At 55.1% G+C, this 16518-nt stretch carries 15 protein-coding genes; 8 read left to right on the top strand and 7 right to left on the bottom strand.

What is annotated here, in order from left to right; translation table 11 throughout:
- Positions 1-59: 59 nt before the first annotated feature.
- The 5 genes from FCN45_RS12960 to yeiP all read right to left on the bottom strand — a co-directional run bounded on the left by FCN45_RS12960 (position 60) and on the right by yeiP (position 5404).
- The gene (locus FCN45_RS12960) at positions 60-1625 is read right to left on the bottom strand and encodes a cyclic di-GMP phosphodiesterase (RefSeq protein WP_137386168.1); all 1566 of its coding nucleotides are present in this window, start codon (positions 1623-1625) and stop codon (positions 60-62) included.
- A gap of 280 nt (positions 1626-1905) precedes the next feature.
- On the bottom strand, positions 1906-2481 hold the full coding sequence (mepS, locus tag FCN45_RS12955) for a bifunctional murein DD-endopeptidase/murein LD-carboxypeptidase (RefSeq protein ID WP_008105015.1): 576 nt from the start codon (positions 2479-2481) through the stop codon (positions 1906-1908).
- 514 nt (positions 2482-2995) lie between these two features.
- Positions 2996-3703 (bottom strand): phosphatase PAP2 family protein, encoded by a 708-nt coding sequence (locus FCN45_RS12950; protein WP_101763698.1) that lies wholly within the window; start codon positions 3701-3703, stop codon positions 2996-2998.
- A 44-nt stretch (positions 3704-3747) separates the two neighbouring features.
- Complete coding sequence (locus tag FCN45_RS12945) at positions 3748-4722, bottom strand: GTP-binding protein (RefSeq protein ID WP_137386167.1); 975 nt, start codon at positions 4720-4722, stop codon at positions 3748-3750.
- A 106-nt stretch (positions 4723-4828) separates the two neighbouring features.
- Positions 4829-5404 carry an elongation factor P-like protein YeiP gene (gene yeiP, locus FCN45_RS12940; RefSeq protein WP_008105009.1) on the bottom strand — a complete coding sequence of 192 codons (576 nt, stop codon included), beginning with the start codon at positions 5402-5404 and terminating at the stop codon, positions 4829-4831.
- 152 nt (positions 5405-5556) lie between these two features.
- Here yeiP and FCN45_RS12935 point away from each other — a divergent pair, with 152 nt between their 5' ends.
- The 4 genes from FCN45_RS12935 to fruA all read left to right on the top strand — a co-directional run bounded on the left by FCN45_RS12935 (position 5557) and on the right by fruA (position 9869).
- A complete protein-coding gene (locus FCN45_RS12935) occupies positions 5557-5811 on the top strand; it encodes a YkgJ family cysteine cluster protein (RefSeq protein ID WP_137386897.1) in 255 nt (84 codons plus the stop codon).
- Between the two features lie 278 nt (positions 5812-6089).
- Positions 6090-7220: a fused PTS fructose transporter subunit IIA/HPr protein gene (fruB, locus tag FCN45_RS12930; RefSeq protein ID WP_137386166.1), complete on the top strand. Its 1131-nt coding sequence runs from the start codon at positions 6090-6092 to the stop codon at positions 7218-7220.
- Entirely contained in the window at positions 7217-8155 is a 939-nt protein-coding gene (gene fruK / locus FCN45_RS12925; protein WP_101763702.1) for a 1-phosphofructokinase, read from the top strand. The genes fruB and fruK overlap by 4 nt, the downstream gene beginning before the upstream one ends.
- A 16-nt stretch (positions 8156-8171) precedes the next feature.
- Complete coding sequence (fruA, locus tag FCN45_RS12920) at positions 8172-9869, top strand: PTS fructose transporter subunit IIBC (protein WP_137386165.1); 1698 nt, start codon at positions 8172-8174, stop codon at positions 9867-9869.
- 54 nt (positions 9870-9923) lie between these two features.
- Here the strand turns inward: fruA and nfo are convergent, their stop codons facing one another.
- The gene (gene nfo / locus FCN45_RS12915) at positions 9924-10769 is read right to left on the bottom strand and encodes a deoxyribonuclease IV (RefSeq protein ID WP_101763704.1); all 846 of its coding nucleotides are present in this window, start codon (positions 10767-10769) and stop codon (positions 9924-9926) included.
- 57 nt (positions 10770-10826) lie between these two features.
- Complete coding sequence (locus FCN45_RS12910) at positions 10827-11870, bottom strand: YeiH family putative sulfate export transporter (protein ID WP_137386164.1); 1044 nt, start codon at positions 11868-11870, stop codon at positions 10827-10829.
- A gap of 138 nt (positions 11871-12008) precedes the next feature.
- Here FCN45_RS12910 and yieE point away from each other — a divergent pair, with 138 nt between their 5' ends.
- From yieE to FCN45_RS12890, 4 genes are all read left to right on the top strand, one after another.
- Positions 12009-12875, top strand: a complete 867-nt coding sequence (yieE, locus tag FCN45_RS12905; protein WP_137386163.1) for a DNA-binding transcriptional regulator YeiE — start codon at positions 12009-12011, stop codon at positions 12873-12875.
- Positions 12876-13011: 136 nt separating this feature from the next.
- Positions 13012-14478, top strand: coding sequence for an amino acid permease (locus tag FCN45_RS12900; RefSeq protein WP_101763707.1), 1467 nt, complete (start codon positions 13012-13014; stop codon positions 14476-14478).
- 169 nt (positions 14479-14647) lie between these two features.
- The gene (locus tag FCN45_RS12895; RefSeq protein WP_101763708.1) at positions 14648-15727 is read left to right on the top strand and encodes an iron ABC transporter permease; all 1080 of its coding nucleotides are present in this window, start codon (positions 14648-14650) and stop codon (positions 15725-15727) included.
- Positions 15727-16512 carry an ABC transporter ATP-binding protein gene (locus FCN45_RS12890; protein WP_110866609.1) on the top strand — a complete coding sequence of 262 codons (786 nt, stop codon included), beginning with the start codon at positions 15727-15729 and terminating at the stop codon, positions 16510-16512. Before FCN45_RS12895 ends, FCN45_RS12890 begins: the two co-directional genes overlap by 1 nt.
- The last annotated feature ends 6 nt before the right edge of the window (positions 16513-16518 follow it).

Below are 16518 nucleotides of genomic sequence, written 5' to 3'. Positions count from 1 at the left end.
GGCGATCTCCTGTGGTGTTCCGCACTTTATGGTAGCAGTTTCATGGGGTTCGCGTGATGTTAACTCAGCGCGCGCTGGCGTTGATAATAGCTGACGAGGTTTTCGGGGCGTAACGGACGACTAAACAGATAGCCCTGCAAATGCGTCACGCCGCGATTCACCAGCCACGCCGCCTGATCGCCCGTTTCGACCCCTTCAGCCACGGTTTTGAGATTGAGTTTTTTCGCCAGCAGCAGCACTGCATCAAGCACCGGTGAGGTGACAGTTTCTGTACCAATGCTTTGCACAAAGCCGCGATCGATTTTCAGGTAATCGAACGGATATTTTTCCAGATAGATCAGCGCGCTATGCCCGGTGCCGAAATCATCAATCGCTATTTTAAAATTGTTCTCATGTAGCCAGGCGAAGATTTCTCCCGCGCTTTTTTCACCGACCATGCTGCGTTCGGTAATTTCAAACACATAGTTGAAGTGATCGGTGGGCATGATGTTAATCCATGCCTGGACATCGCGCCGGAAGCTCTCTGAAGCGAGATGCAGCGGCGAGAGATTGAGGCTCAGGCGCGTGCCGCGCGGCAGCTGTTTACAGAGAAACTGGGCATCGCGCGCCACCAGCGTGAACAGATGCTGAGTGAGCGGAATAATCAGGTTTTGCGCTTCGGCGTAGCTGATAAAGGCATCCGGCGGAATCATGCCTTCAGTGGGATGCGTCCAGCGCAGCAGCGCTTCCACGCCGTAGGGTTGTCCATCGTGCGCGGTGACCAGCGGCTGGTATTCAACATGAAACTGGCCGCGTTTAATGCCCTGCATGATCTCTTTGCCCGGCCGCTGATGTCGCGTCAGCAATAACCCGCTCAGGCCGGAAACCAGCAGTGAGAAGAGGATGCCGGTCAGCAACGTCAGTGAGTAATCGCGTGGCGCTAAGGTGGTGCCAAACAGCACGAAGCGTAGATCGCTGTTATTAAAGGCTATTTCATGCAGCGATGCCGGTAAATCACTCGCGCGTACCACGTTGTTGCTGCCGCTCAACAGCGCTTTGTTGCCGACCACCAGCGCCATGCCAGTGATTTCGGGATGATAAGAGGCCAGCAGCTGATAAGGCGTCAGGCTGATGTTCATGGTGGCGAAAAGGCCGGTCTCGGCTGAACCTGGATTTTTCACCCATAGCACCAGCGCCGGTTTCTTCGGTAGCAATGGCGTGCCTTCCAGCAAGCGCATATCGCGATCGCGTTCCAGTTCAGACTCAGGAGAAATATCGTTTGCTGGCATCAGAAAAGCCCCGGTGGCAGAAGAGCAGTAAGCGTTGCCATCACGCACCAGCAGGATGGCGCGGATATTACCGGCAAAGGCGGCGCGAGATGTGAGCTCACGACTGACGTTGTTGCAGGCTAACTGGGTGTATTGCTGTAAGGGATAAAGTGTATCGACCAGGCTTGCTATCACCTGTTGTAAATCGTCGCGGCTGTGTGCCAGAAGCTGTTCGTGTTGTTGTACACGTTTTTGCCAAGTGAGTGTTAATAGCACGGTGACAAAAAGCAGAAAGAATGCCGCGCCGATAATCGCACTATGCCAGGCGATACGGCGTGAATAACTGCGGTGGTGTTTTAATGTCCCTGACAGTGGCATGGAGTGCATTCCCCTTGTCTTGCCATTTTTTATTATGTTTATCGTTTGGTCACTACCCACTTCAGACCGCAGCCACGGTGATAACGGTGTCTGCAGCGCAATATCTGGGTATCAGGAAGTCAACGAGAATATAACGAGAGCGCGAAGAATGTCTCGTTATATTTTTGATTCTCAATTACTTTTTATCGGTTGGATTTGAGTTAAAAACTACGGGCGAAAAAAAACGCTGCCGGGGCAGCGTTTCTGATTCTCTGGCTGAGAGGATCATCAAAGAAATACGTTAGCTTGGGTTTTTAGCAAGAACCCGACGCGCTTCGCGGTAACGATTTTTCCAATAACTGTCATTCAGGTTGGAAATCATTACGCCACTGCTGGTGGACGCGTGAACAAAGTTATCGTTGCCAAGATAGATGCCCACGTGGCGACCGGTAGAACCGGCGCGGAACAGCACTAAGTCACCTGCGCGCAATTTATTGCGTGAAATCTCTTTACCGGTGTCTTGCTGTTCAGACGTTGAGCGTGGCAAATCTAAACCGAACTGCTCGCGAAAGGTGCGCTGAACAAAAGCAGAACAATCAATGCCGCGTTTGGTGTCGCCGCCTAAGCGATAACGTACACCTTTCCAGTCACTGTACTGTTCCATGATGCGGGACTTAACGTCCACGTTCTGCACCATCTGTTCAAATTCGTCCTGAGACGCTTGAAGTAAAAAACCATTCTGGTTGTTAACTTCATGATTCTCGTTATTCGCGTTCTGACCGTTATGGGTACTGCTGCATGCTGATAAAAGTGTTGCGAGTGCTACCGCGGGAATGATCCGCCTGAGGTATCTCAGAATTGGTTGAGACTTGACCATTGTACGTGTTTTCCTTCGATTTCCTTACGACAGAATGTCGTCAGCCAGATGACAAAACGGGTTGAGATTAATAAGTACGACCGTCTAAGACAAATCCTTAATTACTAAAATGTGTTAATGCACACATTTTTGTCGCTTTCAGCACCGCATTTTATGCTGTTGCTTACTAATCGGATTTGAGGTTAACCGATTACAGACCGCGTGGCGAGTGCTTTTATATAAATATTCAAAGGTTTTTTCGATGTGAAATCAATCTGTAACACAATGGCGAGTTTATCAACAATTGGCAGCGATTTAATAGCCAAACAGCGGTGCAATAAGGGGGTAATTCTGGCGCTAAGGCCGATTTTAAGAGGGTTCGGGCTGGACAACTTAGGATTAAGGCTATTGTTCCGCGTTTTTCATCATAATCTTTTCTTTTACCTGAATAATGTTAGTTTGCTAATAGTTTATTCAGGTTTTAAATAAGCGCGAGCGACTGACTTTTTGTTCTATGATCACTCGCGCTTAACAATTACGTGCGCGGCTTATATTTGCCCGGCAACGAACGGTTTAGCCAATTCACCAGCTTGTCGCTGAAGGGCGTTAACAGGCACCAGCTCATGCCAACCAGCACGACTGACAATGAACCCACAGCGATATCAGTAAACCAGTGCGCACCCGCCATCACACGTGGCAGAGCAAACACCACGGTAATCATCAACCCCACCAGAAACGCGCGGAAGCCGAAATAGCGCCACATAAAGCAGGTGAAGATCATCAGCATCATGCCGTGGTCGCCAGGGAAGCTATCTTTAGAGGCATCTTTGGCCGGGATGCCGGTCAGTTCGCTTACGCGATGCACATTCTCAAAAAACAGCGTTGGGCTGGAGTGCTGTACCGGCAGCAGATGACCGAGCTGGTTCAGTACTACCGCGCTCAGCAGCATCGTGATGCCAATGGCCAGCAAACGGCGGCGACCTTGCGGTGTCTCGCGACGCCAGTAGCTTAAATAGAGCAAACCCATAGCCAGCAGCGAAACCACATCGAAACCGCGGAAGTTAGTGATGGCCACTAACAGTGCGAAACCGTGATGATCAACCATCTGGTCATTGAAGCCATAAAAGATGGCTTTATCGATACCAAACCAGAACCCGTGATCCGGCGGCAGGTACCATGAAAGGAAAAGCATCACACCCAGTGCATTCAGCAGCAGGATGGTGACTAATCGAGAAGCGCGCATAGAAAATAGACTCAAAGTGAAAACAACGGGGCAACCTAACGCATCTAATGTAAACGAATCTTCAACAAAGCGGTCTGCAAAAGGTTCCAGTCAGCAGGCTGATGATGAATCAATTCGATGCGGCTATCAGGCGGTGTAGTAGGGCGGGTTTCAATAAACAGATCGTCGCCCTGGCGATTGATATTCACTAAACCATCGGCAGTGCGCAACACACCTTTAACGCGATCCACTGGCGCATGCCTTGCCCACTCTAGCGCTTTGATCGTATCAAACACGGTTTCACCATCGAAAATCCAGCCACAGGAAGCATAGCCCTGACCTTCATTTAGCGCACGACGCCAGCGCGCCTGGCCATCCAGTTTCAGTGCGGCCAAGCCTTGTGGACGTGAATTATGGTAGTGATGTGCTGCATCGGGAACCGCACGATCCGCCAAGGCGGGTTGTGTCAACAGCGCGGGATCGATGTGTCCCCACGCCGCTTCCACCAGCTGACGCTCGCCCAAAAATTGCTGCTGCCAATCCTGCAAACGCTGACGATCATTATCGCTCCAGCGATCGCTTTTATTCGCCACGATGATATCGGCCGCCACCAGCTGATCGCGGAAATTCTCATTCTCCACTACGCGTGCGTCGGCAAGCTGGCGCGGATCGAGAAGCGTTAAGGTGGCATCCACCTGAATCCAGGGTTGATAGACGGCGGCACGCAGCATATTCAGCAGCTGTTTGGGATGGCCAAGGCCAGTGGGTTCGATAATCAGACGATCGGGTTTAGCCTGTTTTAGCAGCATGTTCAGCCCAACCTGCAGCGGCAAGCCGTTAACGCAGCACATGCAGCCGCCGGGAATCTCTTTCAGCGTGGCACCGCGATCGGCGAGCAGTGCGCCGTCGATGCCAATTTCGCCAAATTCGTTGACCAGAATCGCCCAGTTTTCATCGGCGGGTTTATTGGCTAACAGATGCAGCAGAGTGGTGGTTTTTCCGCTGCCGAGAAATCCGGTGATGAGGTTTACGCGCGTCACAAAAGGGCTCCCAAAAAAAGAGAATAAATCGCGCGTGGATGAGAGGCATCCGGCGCGCACGGCCTTGTTATACTATAACAATCACCGGGCGCCGGACGGAAGCACGTTATGAATCAGCGCGTCCCATATAACGACGTTCCGCAATATGAATGCGGATGCGATCGCCATTGCTCAGGTATTCCGGCACCTGAATGGATAAGCCGGTGCTCATGCCTGCGGGTTTGGAGCGAGCGCTGGCGGAGGCGCCTTTAATGCCCGGCGAGGTATCAACAATTTCCATATCGACGGTTTGTGGCAGTTCAAGCGCCAAGACCTGGCCATCCATCGTCAGCACCTGAATGCCGGGAATGCCACCTTCAGGAATAAACAGTAGCTCTTCTTCAATTTGCTCTTTTTTGAAGTTGTACGGCGTGTAGTCTTCGTCATCCATAAACACATACTCATCACCATCTATATAAGAGAAGGTGACGGCGCGGCGGCTAAGCGAAATGGCGTCAATAATATCGTCGCCTTTGAAGCGCTCTTCCACTTTCAGGCCGGTGCGGACATCGGTAAAACGCATTTTATAGAGCGTCGCGGCACCGCGAGCACTTGGGCTCTGTACATCAATGTCTTTCACCAGCAACAGTTTGCCGTTCCAGGTGACAGCCATCCCTTTTTTAATCTCATTTGCCTTTGGCATGGTGGTTTTCTCGCTGACAGGAGGTTAATGCGCGTCACGTTACTCGCGCGGCGAAAAACTGGCAAGTCAGCCAATGTAAAATTGTTGCCGGTGCATGGCATTCGCGGTCTGGGACTGTTATTGTCGCGGCGAATTGTCTGCAGGAGCGCATGATGTTTTGTCGTGACCAGTGCGGTGCCTGTTGCACAGCCCCCTCAATCTCGTCCCCGATTCCTGGCATGCCGCACGGCAAGCCGGCCAACACGCGTTGCGTGCAGCTTGATGAGCAACAGCGTTGCAAAATATTTGGTTCACCGCTGCGTCCGGCGGTCTGTGCTGGCTTACAGCCCAGCGCCGAAATGTGTGGCAGCAGCCGTGATAGCGCCATGACATTTCTGCTTAAACTGGAAGTCGAGACGGCGCCCTGAAGCACTGCTGAGGCATAGCTGAAGAATTGGGCTTAATGCCGTTGGTCTGTACAGCAAAAGCATCAGCCTGCCTGCCGGTAAAAATCTTAAATCCAACATGAAGTGTGCGGAACGTCAAAAATCTGCTACTCAGATCGCGCATTTTCTTGCCTGCTGTACGTGGCTGTACCATATTCCCTGAAACGTTTCAGCGTTGTCACTCCGGCTAAGTCCGCGATGCACAGCAGATTTTTTCACCATCTAGCTGAAACGATTCAATACAGCAAGCGAGGAGAGATATGTTCCAGCTCGAAGTTCAGGCCATTCATATCGGTGCTAGCGCACAGAATAAAGAAGAGGCCATTCGTCAGGTTGCCGCTGCGTTAACCGCTGCAGGCAATGTGGCCGAAGGCTACGTTAACGGCATGCTGGCGCGCGAACAGCAAACCACCACTTTCCTGGGTAACGGCATCGCCATTCCGCACGGCACCACCGACACCCGCGACCTGGTGCTGAAAACCGGTGTCCAGGTTTATCAGTTCCCGCAGGGCGTGGATTGGGGCGAAGGGCAAACGGCGTATGTGGCGATCGGTATTGCCGCTAAATCGGATGAACACCTCGCGTTGCTGCGCCAGCTCACTCACGTATTAAGTGATGACAGCATTGCTGAACAGCTGAAAACCGCCTCGGCGGAAGATCTGCGAGCGCTGCTGATGGGCGAAAACCAGGCCGCAGAATTCAAATTCGATACCTCGCTGATTGCCGTTGATGTGGCGGCCAGCGATTTAATCACGTTACAGGCACTGAACGCCGGACGTCTGCAGGCTGCAGGCGCGGTGGACGCGTCCTTTATTGCTGACGTGATTTCCCGCGCCCCGCTGAGCCTCGGTCAGGGCATCTGGCTGAGCGACAGCGCCAACGGCAATCTCGGCAGCGCAGTGGCCGTAAGCCGCGCGGCTGCGCCATTCCAGCATCAGGGCGAAAACGTCGCGCTGCTGCTGACCGTGGCGGCTAACGATCAGCGTCCGCTGGAAGTGCTGGGCTATCTCAGCAACCTGCTGCTCAGCAACAAAGCTGAACGTCTGCTGAAGGCCGATGCCGCCGGTATTCTGGCGCTGCTGACCAGCGAAGTCGATGAAGCTGCCGAGCTGCTGACCGCTGAATTCACCATCCGCAACGAACACGGTCTGCACGCGCGTCCGGGCACGGCGCTGGTGACCGTCATCAAACAGTTCAACAGCGACATCACCGTAACTAATCTCGATGGCAGCGGTAAGCCTGCTAACGGCCGCAGCCTGATGAAAGTCGTTGCGCTCGGTGTGAAAAAAGGCCATCGCCTGCGCTTTACCGCCAGCGGCGAAGATGCACAGCAGGCGCTGAAAGCAATTGAAGAAGCGATCAATTCTGGTTTAGGCGAGGGGGTTGCATGAGCCGTCGTGTCGCAACAATTACCTTAAACCCGGCTTACGATCTGGTCGGATACACGCCAGAAATTGAGCGCGGCGAAGTTAACCTGGTGAAAACCACCGGCCTGCACGCGGCGGGTAAAGGCATCAACGTTGCCAAAGTGCTGAAGGATCTCGGTATCGATGTCACCGTCGGCGGTTTCCTCGGCAAAGAGAATCAGGACGGCTTTCAGCAGCTGTTCAGCGAACTCGGCATCGCCAACCGTTTTCAGGTGGTGCAGGGCCGTACGCGTATTAACGTTAAGCTGACCGAAAAAGACGGCGATGTGACCGACCTGAATTTCTCTGGCTTTGAGGTCACCGCGCAGGATTGGGAGCGCTTCACCGCCGATTCTCTCACCTGGCTCGGCCAGTTCGATATGGTGTGCGTCAGCGGCAGCCTGCCAGCCGGCGTGGCGCCAGAAGCCTTCACCAAATGGATGAGCGATCTGCGCACGCTGTGCCCGTGCATCATCTTCGACAGCAGCCGCGAAGCGCTGGTCGCCGGTCTGAAAGCCGCGCCGTGGCTGGTGAAACCGAACCGCCGCGAGCTGGAGATTTGGGCTGGTCGCAAACTGCCTGCGCTGCAGGACGTGATCGGTGCTGCACATGAACTGCGTGAGCAAGGCATTGCGCACGTGGTGATTTCTCTTGGTGCGGAAGGTGCGCTGTGGGTGAATGCCTCCGGCGAATGGATCGCCAAACCGCCTGCCTGCGAAGTGGTCAGCACCGTCGGTGCCGGCGATTCGATGGTCGGCGGCCTGATTTACGGCTTGCTGATGCGTGAATCCAGCGAGCACACGCTGCGTCTGGCGACGGCAGTGGCGGCGATGGCCGTCAGCCAAAGCAACGTTGGCGTTAAAGATCGTACCCAGTTGGCCGCGATGATGGCGCGCGTCGACTTACAACCCGTTAACTAACAGCAGGAGAGCGATAATGAAAACGCTGCTGATAAAAGATTCTTTACTGGGACTGGCGTCAGGACATCTGGCGCTGGAACGTTTACGCGCGACGGCGGCACAAGCTGGCCTGACGTTGACCGATAATGCCGCCGAAGCTGAACTGGTGCTGGTTGTTGGCCACAATGTGCCGCACGACGCAGAGCTGGCCGGTAAATCGCTGGCGCTGGTTGATGTGCAGCAAGCGCTGCGCGATCCGCTGGCGGCAATCAATCAAGCCAAAGCGAGTGCCAAAACCTGGCAGTCTGCGGCTGCAACCGCTGCCGCGCCAGTAGCTGCGCAGAGCGCTGCACAGAAACGCATTGTGGCGGTGACCGCCTGCCCAACCGGCGTGGCGCATACCTTTATGGCTGCTGAAGCTATTCAGGCCGAAGCGACCAAGCGTGGCTGGTGGGTGAAAGTTGAAACCCGTGGTTCTGTGGGCGCAGGCAACGCGATTACCCCAGAAGAAGTGGCGGCGGCCGATCTGGTGATCGTCGCGGCTGATATCGATGTGGATCTGGCGAAATTTGCCGGTAAGCCGATGTACCGCACCTCAACCAGTCTGGCGCTGAAGAAAACTGCGCAGGAGCTGGATAAAGCGCAGGCCGAAGCGAAAACCTATCAGCCGAGCGGCAATCAGGCTGCCAGCGCACAGGGCGACAGCAAAGAGAAAGCCGGTGCCTATCGTCACCTGCTGACTGGCGTTTCGTACATGCTGCCGATGGTGGTTGCCGGTGGTTTGAGCATCGCGCTGTCATTTGCCTTTGGTATCACCGCATTTAAAGAGCCGGGCACCTTAGCGGCGGCACTGATGCAGATCGGTGGCGGCAGCGCCTTCGCGCTGATGGTGCCGGTGTTAGCCGGTTTCATTGCCTTCTCGATTGCGGATCGTCCGGGTCTGACGCCTGGTTTGATTGGCGGTATGATCGCCACCAGCATTAACGCCGGTTTCCTGGGCGGTATCATCGCCGGTTTCATTGCCGGTTACGCCGCGAAGATGCTCAGCAGCAAAGTGAAACTGCCGCAGAGTATGGAAGCGCTGAAGCCGATTCTAATCATTCCGCTGGTGGCGAGTTTAATTACCGGTTTGCTGATGATTTACGTGGTAGGTAAGCCGGTGGCGGGCATCATGACTGGCCTGACAACCTGGCTGGCCAATATGGGTACCGCGAACGCAGTGCTGCTGGGCGCGATTCTCGGTGGCATGATGTGTACCGACATGGGCGGTCCGGTGAACAAAGTGGCCTATGCGTTTGGTGTTGGTCTGCTGAGTTCACAAACCTACGCACCGATGGCGGCCATTATGGCAGCCGGAATGGTGCCACCGCTGGCGATGGGCCTGGCGACGCTGGTTGCGCGTCGTAAGTTCAACAAAGGTCAGCAGGAAGGGGGTAAAGCGGCGTTGGTGCTTGGGCTGTGCTTCATCTCTGAAGGTGCGATTCCGTTTGCGGCGCGTGATCCAATGCGTGTGCTGCCGTGCTGTATCATTGGCGGCGCGGTAACCGGTGCGATTTCCATGGCGATTGGCGCGAAACTGATGGCACCGCACGGTGGTCTGTTCGTCCTCCTGATTCCAGGCGCGATTACCCCAGTATTGGGTTATCTGCTGGCGATTGTGATTGGTACTGCGGTAGCGGGACTTGGCTACGCCATCCTGAAACGTCCGGAAGAAGAGCTGGTTAAAGCCGCGTAATCTTCGTCAGACATAAAAAAGGGAGCTGCGGCTCCCTTTTGTTTAATCAGATAATTAACCCTGCTGCTCCGACTTCAACCACGCAATCTCATCCTTCCAGATATCCGGATTAATGGTTTCCAGAATCATGGGAATGCCGTCAAAACGTTTATCTTTCATCAGCCAGCTAAACGCGGTTTTACCGATATTGCCTTCACCCAGACTATGATGGCGGTCGACGCGACTGCCCAGCGTGCTCTTGGCATCATTCAGGTGCATACCGCGCAGATACTGGAAACCAACGATGCGCTCAAAGTCGCTGAAGGTCTCGGCGCAGGCTTCTTCGGTACGCAGGTCGTAACCGCCCGCAAAGGCGTGGCAGGTATCAATGCACACGCCAACGCGCGACTTATCTTCCACGTGCTCAATAATGGTGGCGAGGTGCTCGAAGCGGAAACCGAGATTGCTGCCCTGACCGGCGGTGTTTTCGATCACCGCCACCACGCTGCTGGTTTTATCCAGCGCGATGTTGATCGATTCGGCGATACGCTTCAGGCAGGCTTCTTCTTCAATCTGCTTCAGATGGCTGCCCGGATGGAAGTTCAGCAGGGTCAAACCCAACTGCTCGGCACGCTGCATCTCATCGAGGAAAGCCTCGCGCGATTTCTCCAGCGCTTCCATCACCGGATGGCCGAGGTTAATCAGATAGCTATCATGCGGCAGAATCTGCGCGGAGGTGAAGTTGTAACGATCGCAGGCGGTTTTAAACGCATCGATCACTTCTCCTGACAGCGGTGCGGCTTTCCACTGGCGCTGATTTTTGGTGAACAGCGCAAAGGCTGTGGCTTCGAGTTCGTGGGCACGGATAACTGCCTGGTCCACGCCGCCTGATGCACTGACATGTGCGCCGATATATTTCATGCCGCTCTCCTGATTGGGCGATTGCTGCTGCAAAGCTGCCCATCATAGCGGATGCGGTTACGCCATGAAATGTTGCACCAGCACATTGAGTGCTCCGCCGCCGAGAATTAACCAGCCAAACATCACCAATCCCAGCAGCAACGGTTTACAACCGGCCTGTTTCAGGGCGCTGAAGCGCGTAGTTAAACCCAGCGCAGCCATCGCCATCGCCAGCAGCAGATTGGCCAGCTGATTCAGCGTGCTAACAATATTGGCAGGAAGCAGATGCAGCGAGTTAAACAGCGCCACCACAATAAACAGCAGCGCGAACCAGGGAAAACGAATCGCTTGTTGCTGTGCGTTGTGGCTGCGCTGACGTTTCAGCCAGCTTCCCAGCATCAGCAAGAAGGGCGCTAACATCATCACGCGCAGCATTTTGGCAATCACGGCGGTGTTTTCGGCCTCGGCACCCATCGCGTGTCCTGCCGCGACAACCTGCGCCACTTCATGCAGCGTCGATCCGGTAAAGATGCCGAAATGTTCTGCACTGACAGTTGGCAGCAGCGACCATAACAGCGGATACAGCACGATGCCAACGGTACCAAACAGCACCACAGTCGCAACAGCCACCGCCACTTTTGACGGCGCAGCCTTAACGATAGGTTCACTCGCCAGCACCGCCGCCGCACCGCAAATGCTGCTGCCCGCCCCAATCAGCCACACGGTTTCGCGATCCATCTTCAGCAGACGAATGCCGATAAAACAGGTCAGCAGGAAAGTGGAGCTGAGAACCATCACATCAATCAATACGCCGCTGAGACCGACATCAGCAATCTGCTGTATGGTAATACGAAAGCCATACAGGATGATGCCGAGGCGCAGCAAGCGCTGTTTCGCCAGCATTACGCCGCTGTCACAGGCGCCGGCCATCTGCGGATAAAGGGTGTTACCGAGCACGATGCCCAAAATAATCGCTAACGTCAGCGCACCGAATCCGGCCCCCGCCAACCACGACTGATTGCTTAACCACGCCGCGGTACCGGCAATCGCCACGGTCAACAGCAAACCCGGCAGCCAGCGATGTAGATGAAACGGGGTTTTATTCACGCTTAACTCAGCCATACTTTTCTCCTGTAGGGTTACCATTCCTGGCGACCTTCTAACATTCAATCTCTGCTTCAAGCCTGCGTTACACTGGTATAAAAGTAAAATTGATAATATATTTATAATTAACCAGAATAAGTAATATAAGGGAACCGCATGCACATCACGTTGCGCCAGATTGAAGTGTTTACCGAAGTGCTGAAGAGCGGCTCGACGACGCAGGCCTCGCAGGTGCTGGCGCTGTCGCAGTCGGCGGTGAGCGCCGCGTTAGCAGATTTGGAAAACCAACTCGGTGTGCAGCTGTTTGACCGCGTCGGTAAGCGGTTGGTGGTGAATGAGCATGGCCGTTTACTCTATCCGCGTGCCGTGGGTTTGATGGAGCAGGCGGGCGAAATCGAACAGCTGTTTAAGGAAGATAACGGGGCGATTCGCCTGTTCGCCAGCAGCACCATCGGCAACTACCTGCTGCCCGGCATGATTGCCGCCTATCGCCGTGATTTTCCCGCGCTGCCGCTCGAGCTCAGCGTCGGCAACAGTCAGGATGCAATTAATGCGGTGGCGGATTTTCGCGTCGACATCGGCTTGATCGAAGGTCCATGTCACGAGCTGGATATTATCAGCGAGCCGTGGCTGGAAGATGAGCTGGTGGTCTTTGCCGCGCCGGATGCTGCCATCCTGCAAAAGCCGATTACGCTGGAAACACTCGCCGCCGCGCCGTGGATTCTGCGCGAGCGCGGCTCAGGTACGCGCGAGATCGTGGATTATCTGCTGCTGTCGCATTTGCCACAGTTTCAGCTCGGCATGGAGTTAGGCAATTCAGAGGCGATTAAACACTCGGTGCGTCACGGCATGGGCATCAGCTGTTTGTCGCGGCGGGTGATTGAGGATCAGCTGGAAGCCGGCACGCTGGTGGAAGTCGCGATCCCATTGCCGCGCCTGACGCGCACGCTGTATCGCATCCATCATCGACAGAAGCATGTGTCCAAAGCTTTGAGCCGTTTCCTGTCGTATTGCCGTGAATAATCACAGCGCTGAGCACGCTGCGGCTAATAATTCCCGGCCGATCATGAAGGTAACTAATAACCCGACGTGAATGCTATACAGCTTGGGGCTAGCTGCTACAATCTCGCCTCATTTTTATCCAGCATAGCGTTTACACATGCATAATGACTCAAAAACAACACAACAACCTGGATTGCGCCGTGAATTAAAAGCGCGTCATCTCACCATGATCGCCATTGGTGGTTCCATCGGTACCGGCCTGTTTGTCGCCTCGGGTGCCACCATTTCTCAGGCCGGACCCGGCGGCGCGCTGCTCTCCTATGCGCTCATCGGCCTGATGGTTTACTTCCTGATGACCAGCCTCGGCGAACTCGCGGCCTTTATGCCGGTTTCTGGCTCCTTCTCCACCTACGGTTCAAAATATGTTGAAGAAGGCTTCGGCTTCGCGCTGGGCTGGAACTATTGGTACAACTGGGCGGTGACCATCGCCGTTGACCTCGTCGCCTCGCAGCTCGTCATGAACTACTGGTTCCCGGACACGCCCGGCTGGATCTGGAGCGCACTGTTCCTTGGCCTGATGTTCCTGCTCAACTACATCTCAGTCAAAGGCTTCGGCGAAGCGGAATATTGGTTCTCGCTGATCAAAGTGACCACCGTCATCATCTTTATTGTGGTTGGCGTGTTGATGATCACCGGCATCATGCGCGGTGCAGAAAACGCCGGCTGGCATAACTGGACCGTGGGTGAAGCGCCGTTCGCCGGTGGTTTTGCCGCGATGATAGGCGTGGCGATGATCGTTGGCTTCTCCTTCCAGGGCACCGAGCTGATCGGTATTGCGGCCGGTGAATCTGAGGATCCGGCGAAGAACATTCCGCGCGCGGTGCGTCAGGTATTCTGGCGAATTCTGCTGTTCTATATCTTCGCTATTCTGATCATTAGCCTGATTCTGCCGTACACCGATCCGAAGCTGCTGCATAACGATGTTACCGATATCGCCATCAGCCCGTTCACGCTGGTGTTCCAGAATGCCGGTCTGCTTTCGGCGGCAGCGGTAATGAACGCAGTGATTCTGACGGCGGTACTGTCGGCGGGTAACTCCGGCATGTACGCCTCAACGCGTATGCTGTTCAACCTGGCACGCGAAGGTAAAGCGCCACGCATTTTCGGCAAGCTGTCGAAAGGTGGCGTGCCGCGTAACGCGCTGATTGCTACCACTGTGGTGGCGGGATTGTGCTTCCTGAGCTCGAAATTTGGTAACCAGGAAGTTTACCTGTGGCTACTGAACACCTCAGGCATGACCGGTTTCATCGCCTGGTTGGGTATCGCCATTAGCCATTACCGTTTCCGTCGCGGTTATATCGCTCAGGGTCACAACCTGGCCGATTTGCCGTACCGTTCGGGCTTCTTCCCGCTGGGACCGATTTTCGCCTTTATTCTGTGTTTGATCATCACACTGGGTCAGAACTATCAGGCGTTCCTTGCTGACCGCATTGATTGGTATGGCGTGGCCGCAACCTATATTGGTCTGCCGCTGTTCCTGATTATTTGGTTGGGTTACAAGCTGACACGCGGTTCGCGCTTCGTGAAATACAGCGAGATGGAATTCCCGACGTTTAAAGAGTAGTCATACCCTTGCGCGATAAATCGCGCCGCTACGAATAAGGTGCACGTGTAGTAGCGGCGCAATTTATTGCGCATTGTTTTGGATTTTGTTACTCAGATTGAATTGATAATTATTATCACCTGCACTATTGTGGCTGCCGTTATGATTTCGACAAGAAACGGGTAGAACAATGCGTACCACCGACGCCACGCTGCTGGCGGAAAACGGCCTCGAAACCGACACCATGACGCGTTATCGTCAGGTACTGCGCCAGCGATTGATGTTAATTGGCGTGCTGGCGCTGGCGATATTAGCGTCAGTGATTCTTGATTTCACCCTCGGCCCGGCTGGGCTCTCCCTCGACACCTTATGGCAAACGCTGACGCATCCCGATGCGGTCGATGCGGGCACCCGCGTGATTGTCTGGGATATTCGTTTACCGTACGCCTTGATGGCGGTGGTGGTGGGCTTCTCGCTCGGCCTTGCCGGTGCAGAGATGCAAACCATCCTGAATAACCCGCTTGCCAGCCCGTTTACGCTCGGCGTTTCGTCGGCGGCGGCCTTTGGTGCGGCGCTGGCCATCGTTCTTGGTATCGGCATTCCTGGCGTGCCGGATCAGTGGTTTATCTCCGCCAACGCGTTTGTGTTTGCGCTATTTGCCGCCTTGATGCTGGATGGCGTGACGCGCTGGACCAAAGTTTCGACCTCTGGCGTGGTGCTGTTTGGTATCGCGCTGGTGTTCACCTTCAACGCATTAGTCTCAATGATGCAGTTCATCGCCAGCGAAGATACTTTGCAGGGCCTGGTGTTCTGGACCATGGGCAGCCTCGCGCGCGCCTCGTGGGAAAAGCTCGGCGTATTAACCGCTGCTTTTGCCATCCTGATTCCGTTCTCGATGCTTAGCAGCTGGAAGCTGACCGCGCTGCGCCTCGGCGAAGATCGCGCGGTGAGTTTTGGTATCGACGTGCGCCGTCTGCGCCTGGCAACGCTGCTGCGCATCAGTATTCTCTCTGCGCTGGCGGTGGCGTTTGTCGGCCCAATTGGTTTCATCGGTCTGGTCGCGCCGCACATTGCGCGCATGATGTTTGGTGAAGATCACCGCTATTACCTGCCAGCCAGCGCGCTGGTCGGTGCGCTGGTGCTGTCGCTGGCTTCGGTGGCGTCGAAAAACCTGATTCCCGGCGTGATCATTCCGGTGGGAATTGTGACGTCGCTGGTCGGCGTGCCGTTCTTCCTCAGCATTATTCTGCGTCATCGGGGGACGGTGTAATGGAGCAGGGATTACGTCTTAAGCATTTCTCCGCCGGTTATCCGAAGCGCAAGGTGATTGACGATCTCAACGTGCCGGAGCTGCCGCAGGGCAAAATCACCGTGTTGCTTGGCCCCAACGGCTGCGGCAAATCGACGCTGTTGCGCGCGCTGGCTGGTTTGGGCAAAGGGCAGGGCGAGCTGTGGCTGAACGGTGAAGAGCTGATGAGCCAGCCGTTTGCGCGCCGGGCGCAGCGTGTGGTTTATCTGCCGCAAAGTTTGCCGGCGGGCGTGCATCTGCACGTGCTGGAGTCGATTATCGTGGCGCAGCGTGCGTCGGGTGGCTTGCACAGCGCCTCGAGCGAAGCGGAGATCATGCATCTACTCGAGCAGCTCGGCATCGCGCATTTAGCCATGCGTTATCTCGATCAGCTTTCGGGCGGGCAGAAGCAGTTGGTGGGTCTGGCGCAATCGCTGATTCGCCGTCCGGAACTTCTGCTGCTGGATGAACCGCTTAGCGCGCTGGATCTTAACTACCAGTTCCACGTGATGGATCTGGTGCGTCGTGAAACCCGGTTGCGCAATATTGTGACGGTGGTGGTGGTGCACGATATCAACATCGCGCTGCGTCATGCGGATCACGCGCTGATGCTGAAGGATGGCAATCTGCTGGCGGACGGCGAGCCGTCGCAGGTGATTACGCCTGAGACGCTGGCGCAGGTGTATGGCGTGCGCGGCCGTATCGAGCACTGCTCTCGCGGCATGCCGCAGGTGATGATCGACGGGCTGGCGGAGACGTTGGTGTAGTTACGT

Source organism: Pantoea sp. SO10, assembly GCF_005281435.1.
GTDB lineage: Bacteria > Pseudomonadota > Gammaproteobacteria > Enterobacterales > Enterobacteriaceae > Pantoea > Pantoea leporis.
Note: the sequence above shows the minus strand (reverse complement) of the source record. Positions and strands in the feature narration are given on the sequence as shown.

Bases quoted from the DNA above. Each gene is read 5' to 3' on its own strand.
- FCN45_RS12960 (WP_137386168.1), bottom strand. From the start codon at position 1,625: ATGCCACTGTCAGGGACATTAAAACACCACCGCAGTTATTCACGCCGT.
- mepS (WP_008105015.1), bottom strand. From the start codon at position 2,481: ATGGTCAAGTCTCAACCAATTCTGAGATACCTCAGGCGGATCATTCCC.
- FCN45_RS12950 (WP_101763698.1), bottom strand. From the start codon at position 3,703: ATGCGCGCTTCTCGATTAGTCACCATCCTGCTGCTGAATGCACTGGGT.
- yeiP (WP_008105009.1), bottom strand. From the start codon at position 5,404: ATGCCAAAGGCAAATGAGATTAAAAAAGGGATGGCTGTCACCTGGAAC.
- FCN45_RS12935 (WP_137386897.1), top strand. From the start codon at position 5,557: ATGTTTTGTCGTGACCAGTGCGGTGCCTGTTGCACAGCCCCCTCAATC.
- fruB (WP_137386166.1), top strand. From the start codon at position 6,090: ATGTTCCAGCTCGAAGTTCAGGCCATTCATATCGGTGCTAGCGCACAG.
- fruK (WP_101763702.1), top strand. From the start codon at position 7,217: ATGAGCCGTCGTGTCGCAACAATTACCTTAAACCCGGCTTACGATCTG.
- fruA (WP_137386165.1), top strand. From the start codon at position 8,172: ATGAAAACGCTGCTGATAAAAGATTCTTTACTGGGACTGGCGTCAGGA.
- nfo (WP_101763704.1), bottom strand. From the start codon at position 10,769: ATGAAATATATCGGCGCACATGTCAGTGCATCAGGCGGCGTGGACCAG.
- FCN45_RS12910 (WP_137386164.1), bottom strand. From the start codon at position 11,870: ATGGCTGAGTTAAGCGTGAATAAAACCCCGTTTCATCTACATCGCTGG.
- yieE (WP_137386163.1), top strand. From the start codon at position 12,009: ATGCACATCACGTTGCGCCAGATTGAAGTGTTTACCGAAGTGCTGAAG.
- FCN45_RS12900 (WP_101763707.1), top strand. From the start codon at position 13,012: ATGCATAATGACTCAAAAACAACACAACAACCTGGATTGCGCCGTGAA.
- FCN45_RS12895 (WP_101763708.1), top strand. From the start codon at position 14,648: ATGCGTACCACCGACGCCACGCTGCTGGCGGAAAACGGCCTCGAAACC.
- FCN45_RS12890 (WP_110866609.1), top strand. From the start codon at position 15,727: ATGGAGCAGGGATTACGTCTTAAGCATTTCTCCGCCGGTTATCCGAAG.